The following is a 15,535-nucleotide window of genomic DNA, read 5'->3' as shown; positions in this document are numbered from 1 at the left end:
GCAGGATGAAACTTCTGCCTGACCTCTCTCTGCCGGTGACGGCCGACATCAACGATCCCCAGCCGCTGATCCTCTACCATGGCCGCAACTGCCCCGATGGCTATGGCGCGGCGCTGGCGGCCTGGCTGTTCTTCTCCGGCAACGCAGAGTTTCGCGGCCTGGACCACGGCGAAATCCAGACCGTGGACGACCTGGGGCCGCTGACTGGCCGCACGATCTACATCCTCGACTTCGCCTTTGGCCCCGAGCTGTTGGCAGCCATTGAGGCCCAGGCCCACAAGCTGGTGCTGCTGGACCACCACAAGAGCGCCGCTGAAAAGCTCAATGGCTACCAATGCACCTGCGGCGTCGTGCATTTCGACATGAACAAGTCGGGCGCACGCCTGGCCTGGGAGTTCTTCTTCCCCAAGGACCCGATCCCCGCGCTGGTGTTGCACATCGAAGACCGCGATATCTGGCGCTGGCAGTATCCCGACAGCGGTGCCTTTTTGGCCGCGCTGGACATGGAGCCGCGCAGCTTTGAGCGCTGGGCCGAGATTGCGGCCTTCAGCCCCGAGCAGCTGAGCGCCTTCATGGCCCGTGGCGGCGCGATGGACGAGAAATACCTCAAGCTCTGCAGCGATATCGCCGAAGGCGCGCAGCCGCTGGTGTTCAACGGCGTGGCCGGCCTGATGGTCAATGCCCCGGGCATGTTCCACAGCCAGGTCGGCGACATCCTCGCCAAGCAAAGCGGCAGCTTTGCGCTGATGTGGAGCGCCAGCCCCAAGGGCGCCAAATGCGGCCTGCGCTCGCGCTCGGATTTCAACTGCATCCCGCTGGCCGAAAGCATGGGCGGCGGCGGCCATGCCCAGGCCTGCGGCTTCCGCATGGGGGTGGACCGCATCCCCGAGCTGCTGGCAGGCACGCTGACCGCCCGGCCTGAAGACGCACTGCCGCCAGCGCGCCCCGCCCCTACGCCGGCGCCAACCGGCACGCCATGATGCCTGCCACCCGCACAGGCAGCAGCACCTGGGCGCAGCAATGCCCCCTGTGCGGCCAGAGCAATGGCTGCGCGGTGGCCCAGGGCCTGCCCGCTGCCCAGTGCTGGTGCATGAGCGCAGAGATCGATCCCCAGGCCTTGGAACGCCTGGCCCCTGCCGAGCGGGGCCAACGCTGCATCTGCCCGGCCTGTGGGCGTGCGCAGCCCGATCCCGGCGCCCGCCCCAACCGGGGTGACTGACAAGCGCCAACCCCAGGATCATCATCAAACGCCCGGGGCCTGCCCGCAGCCGCCCCACCAGGCCCCTCGCCAAACGCGCCCCCTCCGCCCAGCCCACGCCATGCAGATAAGACACCACACCTCCCAGGATCTGCGCAGCCTCTATGGGGAGCGCTTCCGCTGGTACCTGCTGTTCAGCGTCATGGTGGGCACGATGGCCTCGATCATCTCCTCGACCATCTTCAATGTCGCCATCCCGGCGATGAGCCTGCACTTTCAGCTCGGCCAGTCGCGCGCGCAATGGGTGACCTCGTCCTTCATGGTGGCCACGACGGTGGCGATGCTGACCACGCCCTGGCTGCTGTCGCGCTACGGCTACCGCAACACCTACCTGGGCGCCGTGCTGCTGCTGATGCTGGGGGGCATTGGCGGGGGTTTTAGCAGCGACTACAACCTGGTGCTGGTGGCGCGCGTGGTCGAAGGCCTGGCGGCCGGTGTGATCCAGCCGATTCCGGCCATCATCATCCTGCATGCCTTTGCCGCCCATGAGCAAGGCCGCGCCAATGGCCTGTTTGGCATGGGCATCGTGCTGGCGCCGGCCATCGGCCCCAGCGTGGGCGGCCTGCTGGTCGACTGGATGGGCTGGCGCTCGGTGTTCTTCATGGTGGTGCCGCTGTGCCTGGCCTCGGTCTGGCTGGCGCTGAAGTTTGTGCCCGTCAATGCGCCGGGTGGCGCCGCAGCCGACCGCCATGGCAAAAGCCTGGACTGGCTGGGCCTGGCCATTGCGACCACTGGCACGGTCTGCCTGCTCAATGGCCTGGTGGCGCTGCATGGCACGGGCTGGCAGCAAAGCGCCATACTGCTGGCCATTGCGCTGGTCTGCCTGCCCGCCTTCATCGCGTGGCAGCGGCGCTTGCTGGCCCAGGGCGGCAAGCCGCTGATGGACCTGCGCCTGTTTGCCTGCAAGCCTTTTGCGGCCGGCTGCATTGTGGCCTTTATCTATGGCGTGGCCTTGTTTGGCTCCACCTACCTGCTGCCGGTGTTCATGCAGCTGGGGCTGTCCTACTCGGCCTCGGTGGTCGGCACCACCATGCTGCCCGCCGGCCTGGTGCTGGGCGGCGTCATCGCGCTGGCCGGCCGCATGGCCGACCGCACCCCCGTGCACTGGCTGGTGATCGGCGGCCTCTCGCTGCTGGCGCTGTCCTTCGTGCTCACGGGTGTGCTGCAACCGGGCTCGTCGCTGTGGCTGCTGATCGGCTACACGGTGCTGGGCCGCGTCGGTCTGGGCTTTATCCTGCCCTCGCTCACCCTGGGCAGCATGCGGCCGCTGGACAAGAGCCTGATCTCGCAGGGCTCGAGCAGTTTCAGCTTTCTGCGCATGCTCGGCGGCGCCGCTGGCGTCAGCCTCTGCGGCATCTTTCTGGAGTGGCGCGTGGCCTTCTACGCCAACCAGTCGCCCGCGATCGACATTGCGCTGGCCGAACGCGTCGCGGGCTTTCGCGACACCTTTTTGATGCTGGCCGTGGTCTGTGTGCTGGCCGGCATTGCCGCCCGCCAGCTACAGCCGCGTGCGGGCGCCAAGCCCTGAGCGGCTGGCGAATGGTCTACACTGGGCCATCCAACGGTTTTCAAAGAGTTTTTGCCATGTGCCAACTGCTGGGGATGAACTGCAACACCCCCACCGACATCAACTTCAGCTTCAGCGGCTTTTCGCAGCGGGCCGGCAATACCGACCACCACAGCGATGGCTGGGGCATCGCCTTCTTTGAAGAAGGCGGCCTGCGCCTGCTGATGGACCACCAGCCCGCCGTCCAGTCGCCGGTGGCCGAGCTGGTGCGGCGCTACCCCATCCAAAGCCGCAATGTGATTGCGCATATCCGCAAGGCCACCCAGGGCCAGGTGATGCTGCAAAACTGCCACCCCTTTGTGCGCGAGCTCTGGGGCAAGAACTGGGTGTTTGCCCACAATGGCGACCTCAAGGATTTCCGCCCGCGCCTGCACAGCCACTTTCACCCGGTGGGCGACACCGACAGTGAGCATGTATTTTGCTGGCTGATGCAGGAGCTGTGGAAATCCCATGCCGGCACGCCCAGCATTGCCGAGCTGACCCACACCTTGCGCGAGCTGGCCGCGCAGATCGCGCCCCAGGGCACCTTCAACTTTCTGCTCTCCAACGGCGAGGCGCTCTGGGCCCATGCCAACACCTTCCTGTGCTACACCGAGCGCGCGCATCCCTTTGCCCAGGCCCAGCTGAGCGACGAGGACCTGAGCATTGACTTTGCCACCTGCACCACACCACAGGACCGGGTGGCCGTGGTGGTGACCGCGCCGCTGACCACCAACGAACAGTGGACGCCTTTCCAGCCCGGCGAGCTGATGGTGTTTGCCGACGGCCGGCGTCTGCCGCTGTAATCAACAAACCCGGCAGCGCCGGGTTTGTTTTTGGTACGTCTGCGCGAAAGTCTTCAGGCCAGCGCGCGGGTGATCAGAATCTTCTGCACATCGCTGGTGCCTTCATAGATCTGGCAGACCCGCACATCGCGGTAGATGCGCTCGACCGGAAAATCATTGACGACGCCATAGCCGCCCAGGGTCTGGATGGCAGCGCTGCAGACGCGCTCGGCCATTTCGCTGGCAAACAGCTTGGCCATGGCCGCTTCCTTGAGGCAAGGCTGGCCGGCATCGCGCAGGCTGGCGGCATGCCAGATCAGCTGGCGCGCGGCCTCGATCTGCGTGGCGCATTCGGCCAGGCGAAAGCCAACGGCCTGGTGGTTGATGATGGCGGTGCCAAAGCTCTCGCGCTCCTTGGCGTACTGCACGGCCACGTCAAAGGCGCTGCGCGCCATACCCACGCTTTGGGCGGCAATGCCGATGCGCCCGCCTTCGAGCGCGCCCAGCGCAATCTTGTAGCCCTCGCCCTCGGCGCCAATCAGGTTCTCGGCCGGCACCACGCATTGCTCAAAATTGATCTGTGCGGTATCGCTGCTGTGCTGGCCGAGCTTGTCCTCCAGCCGCGCGACCTGGTAGCCGGGGTTGTCGGTGGGCACGATAAAGGCGCTCATGCCCTTTTTGCCGGCGCCCTTGTCGGTCACCGCAATCACAATCGCCATCTGCCCGTTCTTGCCGCTGGTGATGAACTGCTTGACGCCGTTGATCACATAGGCATCCCCCTGCCTGGTGGCGGTGGTGCGCAGCGCGCTGGCGTCCGAGCCCACATGGGGCTCGGTCAGGCAGAAGGCGCCCAGCATCTCGCCCCTCGCCAGAGGGGCCAGCCATTGCTTCTTTTGCGCATCGCTGCCGTAGCGCATCAGGATGGCATTGACGGGGCAGTTGGTCACGCTGATGGCGGTGCTGGTGCCGCCGTCGCCCGCAGCAATCTCTTCGAGCACCAGGGCCAGGCTGATGTAGTCCAGCCCTGCGCCGCCCAGCGCATCGGGCACGCAGATGCCGTAGGCACCGAGCTGGGCCAAGCCCTGGTGGGCCGCCTTGGGGAACACATGGTCGCGGTCCCACTGCGCAGCGTGCGGCCACAGCTCGGCCTGGGCAAATTCACGCACCGCATCGCGGATCATCGTCTGGTCGTCGTTCAAAAGCATGGGTTTGTCTCCGGATTTTCTAGTTCTGGCGCGGTCTGGCAGGCTGGCTTACCAATGCTTGGCGCGGCGGCCATCGTGGTGCAGCAGGCGCCCCTTGTCCGCATCGCTGACCGAAGCCAGGGTCTTGCGCATGTCGCTCACGCTTTGCTGCACGGTCAGGGGCGCTTCTTGCCCGCCCATGTCGGTCTGCACCCAGCCCGGGTCCAAGGTGATCAGGCGCGCTCCCGGGTAGTCATGCTGGGCCGAGGCCACCGCCATATTCAGCGCCGTCTTGCTGACGCGGTACAGCCAGGAGTAGCTGTCGTCCACACCTTCGATCTGCGACATCGACGACGAGATAAAGGCAAACACGCCGCCGCTGGCCTCGACAATCGGGCCGATCTGCGGCAACAACTGCATCGCACCCAGCACATTGGTGTGCATCACCGCATCAAAATCGGCCTGCGTCGGCACCTCGCGGGCGTTGGGCCGGCGGATCACCCCTGCCACATACATCGCCACATCGATCTGCTGGCCAGCCAACGCAGTCGCCAGCGCGGTCACACTCTCGGGCTGGAGCACATCGACCAGGAACGCCTGCGCGCCCAGCGCCTGCAGGCGCGCCTGGGCCTCGGTATCCCGCACCGTGGCCAGCACGGTCCAGCCTGCCTGCGCATATTCCCGCACCAGCTCCAGGCCGATGCCGCGCGAGGCGCCAATCACCAAAATCACAGCCATTCCCACGCCCTCCTTGGCGGTTGTTGTCACTGTCCCTGTTCTTGCAGAATCTGCTGCTGGTAGCGCGCCACCATATCCGCCTGTGGCTCGGGCGCCGCAGTCAAGCCCATCTGGTCATGGATCATCTGGTTGAGCGTGGGCAGGGTGCTGCGCGCAATCTGTGCCTCGGCCTGCCACAGGCGCGAGCGCATCAAGGCCTTGGCGCAGTGCAGATAGGCTTCGCGCACCTCGATCTCGATCACCAGCTTGGGCCGTTGGCGCTCGCCGTCAAACACATCGATAAAGCGGGCCTCATCGCGCAGCTTTGCGGTGCCGTTGACGCGCAAGGTCTCATCCACGCCCGGCAGCAGGAACAGCAGCGCAATGCGCGCATCGGTCAGCAGGTTGCTGAGAGAATCCAGCCGGTTATTGCCACCGGCATCGGGCAGCAGCAGATGCTGCGCGCCCTGGCATTTGACAAAGCCCGGCGGCCCGCCCCGGGGCGAGGCATCGAGCATCTCGGCCGCCTGCCCGGCCGTGGCCACCACGCACAGCGGCGACAGCGCAATAAAGCGCTGGCAATGGGCATCGAGGTGGTCGAGCTGCTTGGCCAGCGCGCGCTCGGCGGGCTGGGCGTAGAGGGCGCGCAGTTGCTCCGTCGTTTCGATCATGCGGCCTCCGGGTCGTCACCGTCCGCATCGGCCGCCGCGGCGCCGGCTGCCGCATACACGGCCAGGTAGGCATCCCAGGACGGATCGAATGACACCTCGACGCGCCCAGGCGAGGCCGCCGCCTGCTGCTGCAGCAACTGCTGGGCGGCCGCAGCGTCATCGACGTAATAGCAGGCGCTGCGCTCGCGCATACCTTCAATACGGGTGTAGGCCAGGATACCGGTCTCCATGCGCTCGAGCGCCGCTTGCAGGCTCTCTTGCGCATCGCGCGCCTGGTCCAGGCTCTGGCCGTCTTCAAACGGCAAGGTCCATTGCAGGCAGTAGGGCAGATCGGCGCGCGTGGCCACGGCATTGGCCGACAGGCGCAGGCCCAGCAGATCGGGCACGGCGTCAGCTGCCGCATCGCGGCGGCGTGCTTCGAGCATTTTCCAGCGGTCGTCGTCTGCCGAGGGAAAGCGGTAGCTGCGCCCCAGGCTGTCGCGCAAAAAGGCATCGAACACCGCCGGAAAGGCGGACAGCGGGCCGACGCCGGCGACTTCCGGCGCAAAGCCATCAACTACCTCGACCGGGCCCACGCGCACAGCGAAATCCCATTCACCCAGCGCGTGGTCCAGCATGATGAAGGCCATGTGCTGGGCCAGCTCGCGCTGCGCGGGCGCAATGATCTTCTCAAAGCCCAGCTCCAGGCCGACGATGCCGCCGGCATCGTAGTGGGCCACCAGCACATCCGAGCAGGAGAGCTCCAGGCCCTCCATCGCCATGCTGAAATCCTGGATGGGGCTGCGGTTGCGGAACGCCTGCACCTTGTAGCCCGGCAGGCTGGGGGCGGCACGCACCAGGGCCATCAGGTTCTCGAACTGGTCGACATTGCCGTGGGCGCTGAACACCAGACGCGAAAACAGGCTGCCTTCAGAGCGCTCCAGCTCCAGGGCCAAATCGGGGGCAACGCGGGCCAGCATCTCATTGGCCTGCGCCACAAAGGCTTGGTTGGGCAGCAGTGCCAGGTGGCGCTCTTGGTAGACCAGCTCCTGCCAGAAGGACTCGATGTCCTGCGCTTGCAGCTGCCCCGGGCCGGGGCCCACCGATTCGTTCGTCATAGTTTCTCCTCTTTCAGGATGACTAGACTACATGATTTCAATCGCCATCGCAGTGGCCTCACCTCCGCCGATGCACAGGGTGGCCAGGCCACGGCGCTTGCCGCGAGCCTGCAGTGCGTGCAGCAGGGTCACGATGATGCGTGCACCACTGGCACCAATGGGGTGGCCGAGCGCGCAGGCGCCGCCGTTGACGTTGACGATGTCGTGCGAGACCTTCATGTCGGCCATCAGTGCCATCGGCACCACGGCAAAGGCTTCGTTGATTTCCCACAGGTCCACATCCTCGACCTTCCAGCCGGCTTTTTTCAGGGCCTTCTCGGTCGCGCCGATCGGTGCGGTGGTGAACCACTCGGGCTCTTGCGCATAGCTGGCATGGGCTACGATCTTGGCCAGCGGCTTGCAGCCCAGCTCCTTGGCGGTGGACTCGCGCATCAGCACCAGAGCTGCGGCACCATCGTTGATGCTGGAGCTCGACGCCGCCGTGATGGTGCCGTCTTTCTTGAACGCGGGCTTGAGGGCGGCGATCTTGTCCAGCCGCGCCTTGCCGGGGCCTTCGTCTTCCGTCACGGTCACATCGCCCTTGCGCGTGGACACGGTGACTGGCGTGATCTCGGCCTTGAAGGCACCGGACTGGGTCGCCGCCTGCGCGCGCTGCACGCTGGCAATCGCAAACTGGTCCTGCTGCTCGCGGCTGAACTGGTACTTGGCGGCACAGTCCTCGCCAAAGGTGCCCATCGAGCGGCCGGGTTCATAGGCGTCTTCCAGGCCATCGAGCATCATGTGGTCGAACACCTTGTCATGGCCCATGCGGTAGCCGCCACGGCCTTTTTTGAGCAGATAGGGGGCGTTGGTCATGCTTTCCATGCCGCCTGCCACCATCACATCGCGGCTGCCAGCCACCAGCTGGTCATGGGCCAGGATGGTGGCTTCCATGCCGGCACCGCACATCTTCGACAGGGTCACGGCGCCGGTGCTCTTGGGCAAGCCGCCCTTGAACAAGGCCTGCCGCGCCGGGGCCTGGCCCTGGCCGGCCATCAGGCAGTTGCCAAACAGCACTTCTTCCACTTTTTCAGGGGCGACACCCGCGCGCTCCACCGCAGCCTTGATGGCTGCGCCACCCAGGTCATTGGCCGAGAGCTCGGCAAAATCGCCCATGAAAGCACCCATGGGGGTACGGGCTGCGCCAACGATAACGACGGGATCATGCATCGGGTGTCTCCTGATTGAATTCGGGTCTTGTGCGGCTGGCACCTCGGGGCCCGCTCGCGCTGTAAAAAAAGCAGCCCTGACCCAGGGCTGCCTTGCGGGTTTAATCGCGCTTGCGTTCGGCCACCAGGGCCACGGCGCGTTGGTGGACTTCGGCCAGCCCGCCAATGCCTGGCACGGTCATTTCCAGATCGGTGATCAGACCGTTCTTGAGGCTATAGCACCAGCCGTGCAAGGTCACCTTCTGGCCACGCGTCCAGGCGTCCTGCAAGATGGTGCTCTGCGCCACATTCACCACCTGCTCGATGGCATTGAGCTCGCACAGCGCATCATGGCGGTGCTGGGGCGAGAGGCTTTGCAGCAAGGCCAGGTGCTTGTCGCGCACATCGCGCACGTGGCGCGTCCAGTTGTCGACCAGGCCCAGGCGCAGGCCTTCGAGCGCCGCGAGCACACCGCCGCAGCCGTAGTGGCCCACGACCATCAGGTCCTGGATCTTGAGCTGGTCCACCGAGTACTGGATGGTCGACAGGCAGTTCAGATCGCTCGGAACCACCACGTTGGCCACATTGCGGTGCACAAACACTTCACCGGGCTCCAGACCGGTGATCTGGTTGGCCGGCACGCGGCTGTCGGAACAACCGATCCACATGTACTTGGGGTGCTGCTGCGACATCAGGCCCGTGAAGAACCCGGGGCGGTCACGCTCCATCTGCTCTGCCCACAAACGGTTGTGGTCAAACAGGTCTTTGATGGAGGTCGTAGTCATAAGGCTATCCTTTGTTGTGTGGGTATCAGGATGGCGCAGCGCAGCCGGTCAGCAGGTTTCTGCGAACAGCTCACGCCCAATCAACATGCGGCGAATCTCGCTGGTGCCGGCGCCAATTTCATAGAGTTTCGCATCTCTCCACAGGCGGCCGAGGGGATACTCGTTGATATACCCATTGCCGCCATAGATTTGCACGCCTTCGCCGGCCATCCAGGTGGCCTTCTCGGCGCACCACAGGATGACGCTGGCGCAGTCCTTGCGCACCTGACGAACATGGTCGGTTCCGAGCAGATCGAGGTTTTTAGCAACCGTATAAGCAAAAGAGCGGCCTGCTTGCAGCACGGTGTACATATCGGCCACCTTGCCCTGGATGAGCTGGAACTCACCAATGCTCTGGCCAAACTGCTTGCGGTCGTGGATGTAGGGCACGACGTTGTCCATCACCGACTGCATGATGCCTAGGGGGCCGCCGGTCAGCACGGCGCGCTCATAGTCTAGGCCACTCATCAGCACCTTGGCACCGCCATTGAGCTGGCCCAGCACGTTCTCGGCCGGCACTTCGACGTTCTGGAACACCAGCTCACCGGTGTGGCTGCCGCGCATGCCCAGCTTGTCCAGCTTCTGCGCAATGGAGAAACCCGGCATGCCCTTCTCGATCAGGAAAGCGGTCACGCCACGGGCCCCCATCTCCGGCTCGGTCTTGGCATACACCACCAGGGTGTCGGCGTCCGGGCCGTTGGTGATCCACATCTTGTTGCCGTTGAGCAGGTAGTAGCCGCCCTTGTCCTCGGCCTTGAGCTTCATGCTGATGACATCGGAGCCGGCACCGGGCTCGCTCATTGCCAATGCACCCACATGCTCACCGCTGATCAGCTTGGGCAGGTACTTGGCCTTCTGGGCTTCATTGCCGTTGCGGTTGATCTGGTTAACGCAGAGGTTGCTGTGGGCGCCATAGGACAGGCCCACCGAGGCGCTGGCGCGGGAGATCTCCTCCATCGCCACCATATGGGCCAGGTAGCCCATGTCCGCGCCGCCGTATTGCTCGGACACCGTGATGCCCAGCACGCCCAGGTCGCCAAACTTGCGCCACAGGTCCATGGGAAACTGGTCATTGCGGTCGATCTCGGCGGCACGCGGCGCGATCTCGGCCTGCGCGAACTCGCGCACGGCGTCGCGCAGGGCGTCGATATCCTCACCCAACTGGAAATTCAGGCCTGGTAATCTGGACATGGTCTTGTCTCCTATCTATATGGCGCACCCGATGCCGCCGATACGCAGCAAAGCTGCTAGAGCTGCATCATTACGTTTACGTTCACGTCAACTATATATTATTTTTTTGACGGCTGCTTTGCGAGCAAAGCATGGGCTTCCTGCATATGCTCATCAATTTCTGCCAAGTTGGCCTGCAAATCTGCCAACTGCGTCTGCAGGCGCTGGCGATGCGCCGTCAGCACCTCGATAAAGCGGCTCAGCTGCACACCGGTATCGCGCGGTGACTCATACAGATCAATGATCTCCTTGGCCTCCTGCAAGCTCAGCCCCAGGCGCTTGGCGCGCAAGGTCAGGCGCAGGCGCGTGCGCTCCTTGGCCGAGTAGACGCGCTGCTTGCCGCCGGTGCCGGTGCGCTCGGGGTGCAACAGGCCCATGTCCTCGTAAAAGCGGATGGCCCGGGTGGTCAGATCAAATTCTGCAGCCAGCTGCCCGATGGAATAAGTCGGTGTCATGGTCTCCCTGCACGCCCTTGTTGTTCTGGATGGACCATTATGCGGCATGCGCCGCTCTACACTGCCAGGTGCCGACCAAAAGAAAAACCCCTCTACTCGGGAAGAGCAGAGGGGTTGATCAGTATAAAAGCCTGACGATGACCTACTTTCACACGGGAATCCGCACTATCATCGGCGCGAAGTCGTTTCACTGTCCTGTTCGGGATGGGAAGGAGTGGTACCAACTTGCTATGGTCATCAGGCATAACTTTTTGCTCCTTGGCGGCTTTGCGCTGATCGGTCGATCAGGGCATTGCTGCTTTTGAAGCGAATTCATAGAGTCTTATCAGCTAAATTTGATTGCGCTTTGGGCATAACTGCAGTTGCAGTGTTCTTTGCATTGGGCCCCATCTAAGGGCGGGGCCAATCAAAGTTATAGGGTCAAGCCGCACGAGCAATTAGTATTGGTTAGCTTAACGCATTGCTGCGCTTCCACACCCAACCTATCAACGTCCTGGTCTAGAACGACTCTTCAGGGGGGTCAAGCCCCCGGCAGATCTCATCTTGGAACGAGTTTCCCGCTTAGATGCTTTCAGCGGTTATCTCTTCCACACATAGCTACTCGGCAATGCCACTGGCGTGACAACCGATACACCAGAGGTGTGTCCACTCCGGTCCTCTCGTACTAGGAGCAGGCTTCCTCAAATCTGCAGCGCCCACGGAAGATAGGGACCAAACTGTCTCACGACGTTTTAAACCCAGCTCACGTACCTCTTTAAATGGCGAACAGCCATACCCTTGGGACCGACTACAGCCCCAGGATGAGATGAGCCGACATCGAGGTGCCAAACACCGCCGTCGATATGAACTCTTGGGCGGTATCAGCCTGTTATCCCCAGAGTACCTTTTATCCGTTGAGCGATGGCCCTTCCATACAGAACCACCGGATCACTATGTCCTGCTTTCGCATCTGCTCGACTTGTCAGTCTCGCAGTTAAGCACGCTTATGCCATTGCACTATCGTCACGATGTCCGACCGTAACTAGCGTACCTTCGAACTCCTCCGTTACGCTTTGGGAGGAGACCGCCCCAGTCAAACTGCCTACCATGCACTGTCCCCGATCCAGATAATGGACCAAGGTTAGAACCTCAAACACACCAGGGTGGTATTTCAACGTTGGCTCCATGAGAACTAGCATCCTCACTTCAAAGCCTCCCACCTATCCTACACAGATCTGTTCAAAGTCCAATACAAAGCTACAGTAAAGGTTCATGGGGTCTTTCCGTCTTTCCGCGGGGAGATTGCATCATCACAAACATTTCAACTTCGCTGAGTCTCAGGAGGAGACAGTGTGGCCATCGTTACGCCATTCGTGCAGGTCGGAACTTACCCGACAAGGAATTTCGCTACCTTAGGACCGTTATAGTTACGGCCGCCGTTTACTGGGACTTCAATCAAGAGCTTGCACCCCATCATTTAATCTTCCAGCACCGGGCAGGCGTCACACCCTATACGTCCACTTTCGTGTTTGCAGAGTGCTGTGTTTTTATTAAACAGTCGCAGCCACCTATTCTTTGCAACCCCGTTTAGCTCCGTTTGTACAACTTCACTTACTGAGGGCACACCTTCTCCCGAAGTTACGGTGTCAATTTGCCGAGTTCCTTCTCCTGAGTTCTCTCAAGCGCCTTAGAATACTCATCTCGCGCACCAGTGTCGGTTTGCGGTACGGTCGTGTGTAGCTGAAGCTTAGTGGCTTTTCCTGGAAGCTGGGTATCACTCACTTCGTCTGCAAGCAGACCCGTTATCACCCCTCATCTTAGCCCGGCGGATTTGCCTACCGAGCACGACTACAGGCTTGAACCAACATATCCAACAGTTGGCTGAGCTAACCTTCTTCGTCCCCACATCGCACTACACATCGGTACGGGAATATTGACCCGTTTCCCATCAGTTACGCATCTCTGCCTCACCTTAGGGGCCGACTTACTCTACGCCGATGAACGTTGCGTAGAAAACCTTGCGCTTACGGCGAGCGGGCTTTTCACCCGCTTTAACGCTACTCATGTCAGCATTCGCACTTCTGATACCTCCAGCATCCGTTACCAGACACCTTCACAGGCTTACAGAACGCTCTCCTACCACGCACAGTAAAACTGTGCATCCGCAGCTTCGGTAACTGGCTTAGCCCCGTTACATCTTCCGCGCAGGACGACTCGATCAGTGAGCTATTACGCTTTCTTTAAATGATGGCTGCTTCTAAGCCAACATCCTGACTGTTTTAGCCTTCCCACTTCGTTTCCCACTTAGCCCGTTTTAGGGACCTTAGCTGGCGGTCTGGGTTGTTTCCCTCTTGAGTCCGGACGTTAGCACCCGGTGCTCTGTCTCCCAAGCTGTACTCTGCGGTATTCGGAGTTTGCATAGGTTTGGTAAGTCGCCATGACCCCCTAGCCTAAACAGTGCTCTACCCCCGCAGGTAATACTTGAGGCACTACCTAAATAGTTTTCGGAGAGAACCAGCTATTTCCAAGTTTGTTTAGCCTTTCACCCCTATCCACAGCTCATCCCCTAGTTTTGCAACACTAGTGGGTTCGGACCTCCAGTACCTGTTACGGCACCTTCATCCTGGCCATGGATAGATCACTTGGTTTCGGGTCTACACCCAGCGACTTGTCGCCCTATTCGGACTCGATTTCTCTACGCCTTCCCTATTCGGTTAAGCTTGCCACTGAATGTAAGTCGCTGACCCATTATACAAAAGGTACGCCGTCACCCCTAAGGGCTCCGACTTTTTGTAAGCATGCGGTTTCAGGATCTATTTCACTCCCCTCCCGGGGTTCTTTTCGCCTTTCCCTCACGGTACTTGTTCACTATCGGTCGATGATGAGTATTTAGCCTTGGAGGATGGTCCCCCCATATTCAGACAGGGTTTCTCGTGCCCCGCCCTACTTGTCTGCAGCCTAGTACCACCAATGCGTTTTCACATACGGGGCTATCACCCACTATGGCCGGACTTTCCATTCCGTTTTGTTAACACACTGACTATCACTGCAAGGCTCTTCCGAATTCGCTCGCCACTACTATCGGAATCTCGGTTGATGTCTTTTCCTCTGGGTACTTAGATGTTTCAGTTCTCCAGGTTCGCTTCGACAACCTATGTATTCAGTTGCCGATACCTATTGCTAGGTGGGTTCCCCCATTCAGAAATCTCCGGATCAAAGTTTATTTGCCAACTCCCCGAAGCTTATCGCAGGCTATCACGTCTTTCGTCGCCTATCATCGCCAAGGCATCCACCACATGCTCTTAGTCACTTGACCCTATAACTTTGACATCTATCTCTAGATCTCAAGCCAAGAACCCAAGCAACTGCTTTGCGAGGTCTCTCACCTCGCGCGTTATGCCGTAATGTGAATATCTTTGCTGTAGACCTGGTCGCCCAGATCCACATTCTTGAAGAATATTCGTCATTACTGAATAAAATTGCTCTCGCAAAGTTTCATTCGTTTTGACGCAATCAAATTGTTGCTGGTGGCACGGTCTGCACTAAACCTTTACGAATGTGCAGTTTCCACCAGCAACGCTGATTTTCGACTCTATGAATTTTTAAAGAACAGCCGTTTGATCCGGGAATCCGGAATCAACAACAAAACAGTCTCTTGCGAAACCGCTTTGGTGTTGAGTGATAAGTTATCAGTAAAAGTATTGGTGGAGGATGACGGGATCGAACCGACGACCCCCTGCTTGCAAAGCAGGTGCTCTCCCAGCTGAGCTAATCCCCCTGATTGCCTATAGCCGGCGCATTGCTTCGTTGCCCGCTGCTCACACACATCAGTGTGCTTCGCACCAGACGCCTCGCACTGCTTGGCTCTAGTCAATCATCGACTAACTAAAGCGGCATAAGCTCAACCTCTAATCCGTTGGAATCTATGGTGGGTCTAGTTGGGCTCGAACCAACGACCCCTGCGTTATCAACACAGTGCTCTAACCAGCTGAGCTACAGACCCATTCCACGCAGCTAACTCTTGTGAGCTAGCCACCTGGCTTGTGTTCCAACAACCGATAAGTGTGGGCGTTCAATCTTGATTGCTTTTTTGGCTCCTGCCGTGCCGATGGCACTTAACTTTGTTTGCACAAAGTTAGCATCCACCGAAACAGCGAAGCTGTTTTCCAGAAAGGAGGTGATCCAGCCGCACCTTCCGATACGGCTACCTTGTTACGACTTCACCCCAGTCACGAACCCCGCCGTGGTAAGCGCCCTCCTTGCGGTTAGGCTACCTACTTCTGGCGAGACCCGCTCCCATGGTGTGACGGGCGGTGTGTACAAGACCCGGGAACGTATTCACCGTGACATTCTGATCCACGATTACTAGCGATTCCGACTTCACGCAGTCGAGTTGCAGACTGCGATCCGGACTACGACTGGCTTTATGGGATTAGCTCCCCCTCGCGGGTTGGCAACCCTTTGTACCAGCCATTGTATGACGTGTGTAGCCCCACCTATAAGGGCCATGAGGACTTGACGTCATCCCCACCTTCCTCCGGTTTGTCACCGGCAGTCCCATTAGAGTGCCCTTTCGTAGCAACTAATGGCAAGGGTTGCGCT

12 protein-coding genes, 2 tRNA genes and 3 rRNA genes (1 of these 17 cut by a window edge) are annotated in these 15,535 nt (G+C 60.8%); 4 read left to right on the top strand and 13 right to left on the bottom strand.

What is annotated here, in order from left to right:
* The first annotated feature begins 5 nt into the window (after positions 1-5).
* From ACPEE1_RS03445 to ACPEE1_RS03430, 4 genes are all read left to right on the top strand, one after another.
* A complete protein-coding gene (locus ACPEE1_RS03445; protein WP_116926227.1) occupies positions 6-980 on the top strand; it encodes a DHH family phosphoesterase in 975 nt (324 codons plus the stop codon).
* Positions 977-1,219, top strand: a complete 243-nt coding sequence (locus ACPEE1_RS03440) for a cysteine-rich CWC family protein (RefSeq protein ID WP_243419342.1) — start codon at positions 977-979, stop codon at positions 1,217-1,219. Before ACPEE1_RS03445 ends, ACPEE1_RS03440 begins: the two co-directional genes overlap by 4 nt.
* A 100-nt stretch (positions 1,220-1,319) precedes the next feature.
* The gene (locus ACPEE1_RS03435) at positions 1,320-2,786 is read left to right on the top strand and encodes a DHA2 family efflux MFS transporter permease subunit (protein WP_116926226.1); all 1,467 of its coding nucleotides are present in this window, start codon (positions 1,320-1,322) and stop codon (positions 2,784-2,786) included.
* Between the two features lie 56 nt (positions 2,787-2,842).
* A complete protein-coding gene (locus ACPEE1_RS03430) occupies positions 2,843-3,610 on the top strand; it encodes a class II glutamine amidotransferase (protein WP_116926225.1) in 768 nt (255 codons plus the stop codon).
* A 53-nt stretch (positions 3,611-3,663) separates the two neighbouring features.
* Here ACPEE1_RS03430 and ACPEE1_RS03425 read toward each other — a convergent pair whose 3' ends face one another.
* The 13 genes from ACPEE1_RS03425 to ACPEE1_RS03365 form a co-directional block, all read right to left on the bottom strand.
* Positions 3,664-4,794: an acyl-CoA dehydrogenase family protein gene (locus ACPEE1_RS03425; RefSeq protein ID WP_182343844.1), complete on the bottom strand. Its 1,131-nt coding sequence runs from the start codon at positions 4,792-4,794 to the stop codon at positions 3,664-3,666.
* Between the two features lie 48 nt (positions 4,795-4,842).
* Positions 4,843-5,511 carry an SDR family oxidoreductase gene (locus ACPEE1_RS03420; protein ID WP_116926223.1) on the bottom strand — a complete coding sequence of 223 codons (669 nt, stop codon included), beginning with the start codon at positions 5,509-5,511 and terminating at the stop codon, positions 4,843-4,845.
* Positions 5,512-5,537: 26 nt separating this feature from the next.
* Entirely contained in the window at positions 5,538-6,161 is a 624-nt protein-coding gene (locus ACPEE1_RS03415) for an MSMEG_1061 family FMN-dependent PPOX-type flavoprotein (protein WP_423935192.1), read from the bottom strand.
* Complete coding sequence (locus tag ACPEE1_RS03410) at positions 6,158-7,258, bottom strand: hypothetical protein (RefSeq protein ID WP_116926222.1); 1,101 nt, start codon at positions 7,256-7,258, stop codon at positions 6,158-6,160. Before ACPEE1_RS03410 ends, ACPEE1_RS03415 begins: the two co-directional genes overlap by 4 nt.
* A gap of 27 nt (positions 7,259-7,285) precedes the next feature.
* Positions 7,286-8,467 carry an acetyl-CoA C-acyltransferase gene (locus ACPEE1_RS03405; protein WP_182343846.1) on the bottom strand — a complete coding sequence of 394 codons (1,182 nt, stop codon included), beginning with the start codon at positions 8,465-8,467 and terminating at the stop codon, positions 7,286-7,288.
* A 100-nt stretch (positions 8,468-8,567) separates the two neighbouring features.
* Positions 8,568-9,230: a carbonate dehydratase gene (gene can / locus ACPEE1_RS03400; protein WP_116926220.1), complete on the bottom strand. Its 663-nt coding sequence runs from the start codon at positions 9,228-9,230 to the stop codon at positions 8,568-8,570.
* Positions 9,231-9,278: 48 nt separating this feature from the next.
* Complete coding sequence (locus tag ACPEE1_RS03395; protein ID WP_182343849.1) at positions 9,279-10,460, bottom strand: isovaleryl-CoA dehydrogenase; 1,182 nt, start codon at positions 10,458-10,460, stop codon at positions 9,279-9,281.
* Positions 10,461-10,558: 98 nt separating this feature from the next.
* Positions 10,559-10,954, bottom strand: coding sequence for a MerR family transcriptional regulator (locus ACPEE1_RS03390; protein ID WP_182343851.1), 396 nt, complete (start codon positions 10,952-10,954; stop codon positions 10,559-10,561).
* A gap of 129 nt (positions 10,955-11,083) precedes the next feature.
* A 5S ribosomal RNA gene (gene rrf / locus ACPEE1_RS03385) occupies positions 11,084-11,196 on the bottom strand.
* Between the two features lie 174 nt (positions 11,197-11,370).
* Positions 11,371-14,249 (bottom strand): 23S ribosomal RNA (locus ACPEE1_RS03380).
* A 386-nt stretch (positions 14,250-14,635) separates the two neighbouring features.
* A tRNA-Ala gene (locus ACPEE1_RS03375) sits at positions 14,636-14,711 on the bottom strand.
* A gap of 148 nt (positions 14,712-14,859) precedes the next feature.
* Positions 14,860-14,936: transfer RNA gene (locus ACPEE1_RS03370), tRNA-Ile, on the bottom strand.
* A 167-nt stretch (positions 14,937-15,103) separates the two neighbouring features.
* A 16S ribosomal RNA gene (locus ACPEE1_RS03365) occupies positions 15,104-15,535 on the bottom strand; it runs 1,097 nt beyond the window's last position.
* The 16S, 23S and 5S rRNA genes sit together here with 2 tRNA genes alongside, the layout of an rRNA operon.

The organism is Comamonas sp. 23 (assembly GCF_049601575.1).
Lineage (GTDB): Bacteria > Pseudomonadota > Gammaproteobacteria > Burkholderiales > Burkholderiaceae_C > Comamonas > Comamonas squillarum.
The sequence above is the reverse complement of the archived record's forward strand: the minus strand, read 5'-3'. Positions and strand labels throughout refer to the sequence as shown.

Bases quoted from the DNA above. Each gene is read 5' to 3' on its own strand.
- ACPEE1_RS03445 (WP_116926227.1), top strand. From the start codon at position 6: ATGAAACTTCTGCCTGACCTCTCTCTGCCGGTGACGGCCGACATCAAC.
- ACPEE1_RS03440 (WP_243419342.1), top strand. From the start codon at position 977: ATGATGCCTGCCACCCGCACAGGCAGCAGCACCTGGGCGCAGCAATGC.
- ACPEE1_RS03435 (WP_116926226.1), top strand. From the start codon at position 1,320: ATGCAGATAAGACACCACACCTCCCAGGATCTGCGCAGCCTCTATGGG.
- ACPEE1_RS03430 (WP_116926225.1), top strand. From the start codon at position 2,843: ATGTGCCAACTGCTGGGGATGAACTGCAACACCCCCACCGACATCAAC.
- ACPEE1_RS03425 (WP_182343844.1), bottom strand. From the start codon at position 4,794: ATGCTTTTGAACGACGACCAGACGATGATCCGCGATGCGGTGCGTGAA.
- ACPEE1_RS03420 (WP_116926223.1), bottom strand. From the start codon at position 5,511: ATGGCTGTGATTTTGGTGATTGGCGCCTCGCGCGGCATCGGCCTGGAG.
- ACPEE1_RS03415 (WP_423935192.1), bottom strand. From the start codon at position 6,161: ATGATCGAAACGACGGAGCAACTGCGCGCCCTCTACGCCCAGCCCGCC.
- ACPEE1_RS03410 (WP_116926222.1), bottom strand. From the start codon at position 7,258: ATGACGAACGAATCGGTGGGCCCCGGCCCGGGGCAGCTGCAAGCGCAG.
- ACPEE1_RS03405 (WP_182343846.1), bottom strand. From the start codon at position 8,467: ATGCATGATCCCGTCGTTATCGTTGGCGCAGCCCGTACCCCCATGGGT.
- can (WP_116926220.1), bottom strand. From the start codon at position 9,230: ATGACTACGACCTCCATCAAAGACCTGTTTGACCACAACCGTTTGTGG.
- ACPEE1_RS03395 (WP_182343849.1), bottom strand. From the start codon at position 10,460: ATGTCCAGATTACCAGGCCTGAATTTCCAGTTGGGTGAGGATATCGAC.
- ACPEE1_RS03390 (WP_182343851.1), bottom strand. From the start codon at position 10,954: ATGACACCGACTTATTCCATCGGGCAGCTGGCTGCAGAATTTGATCTG.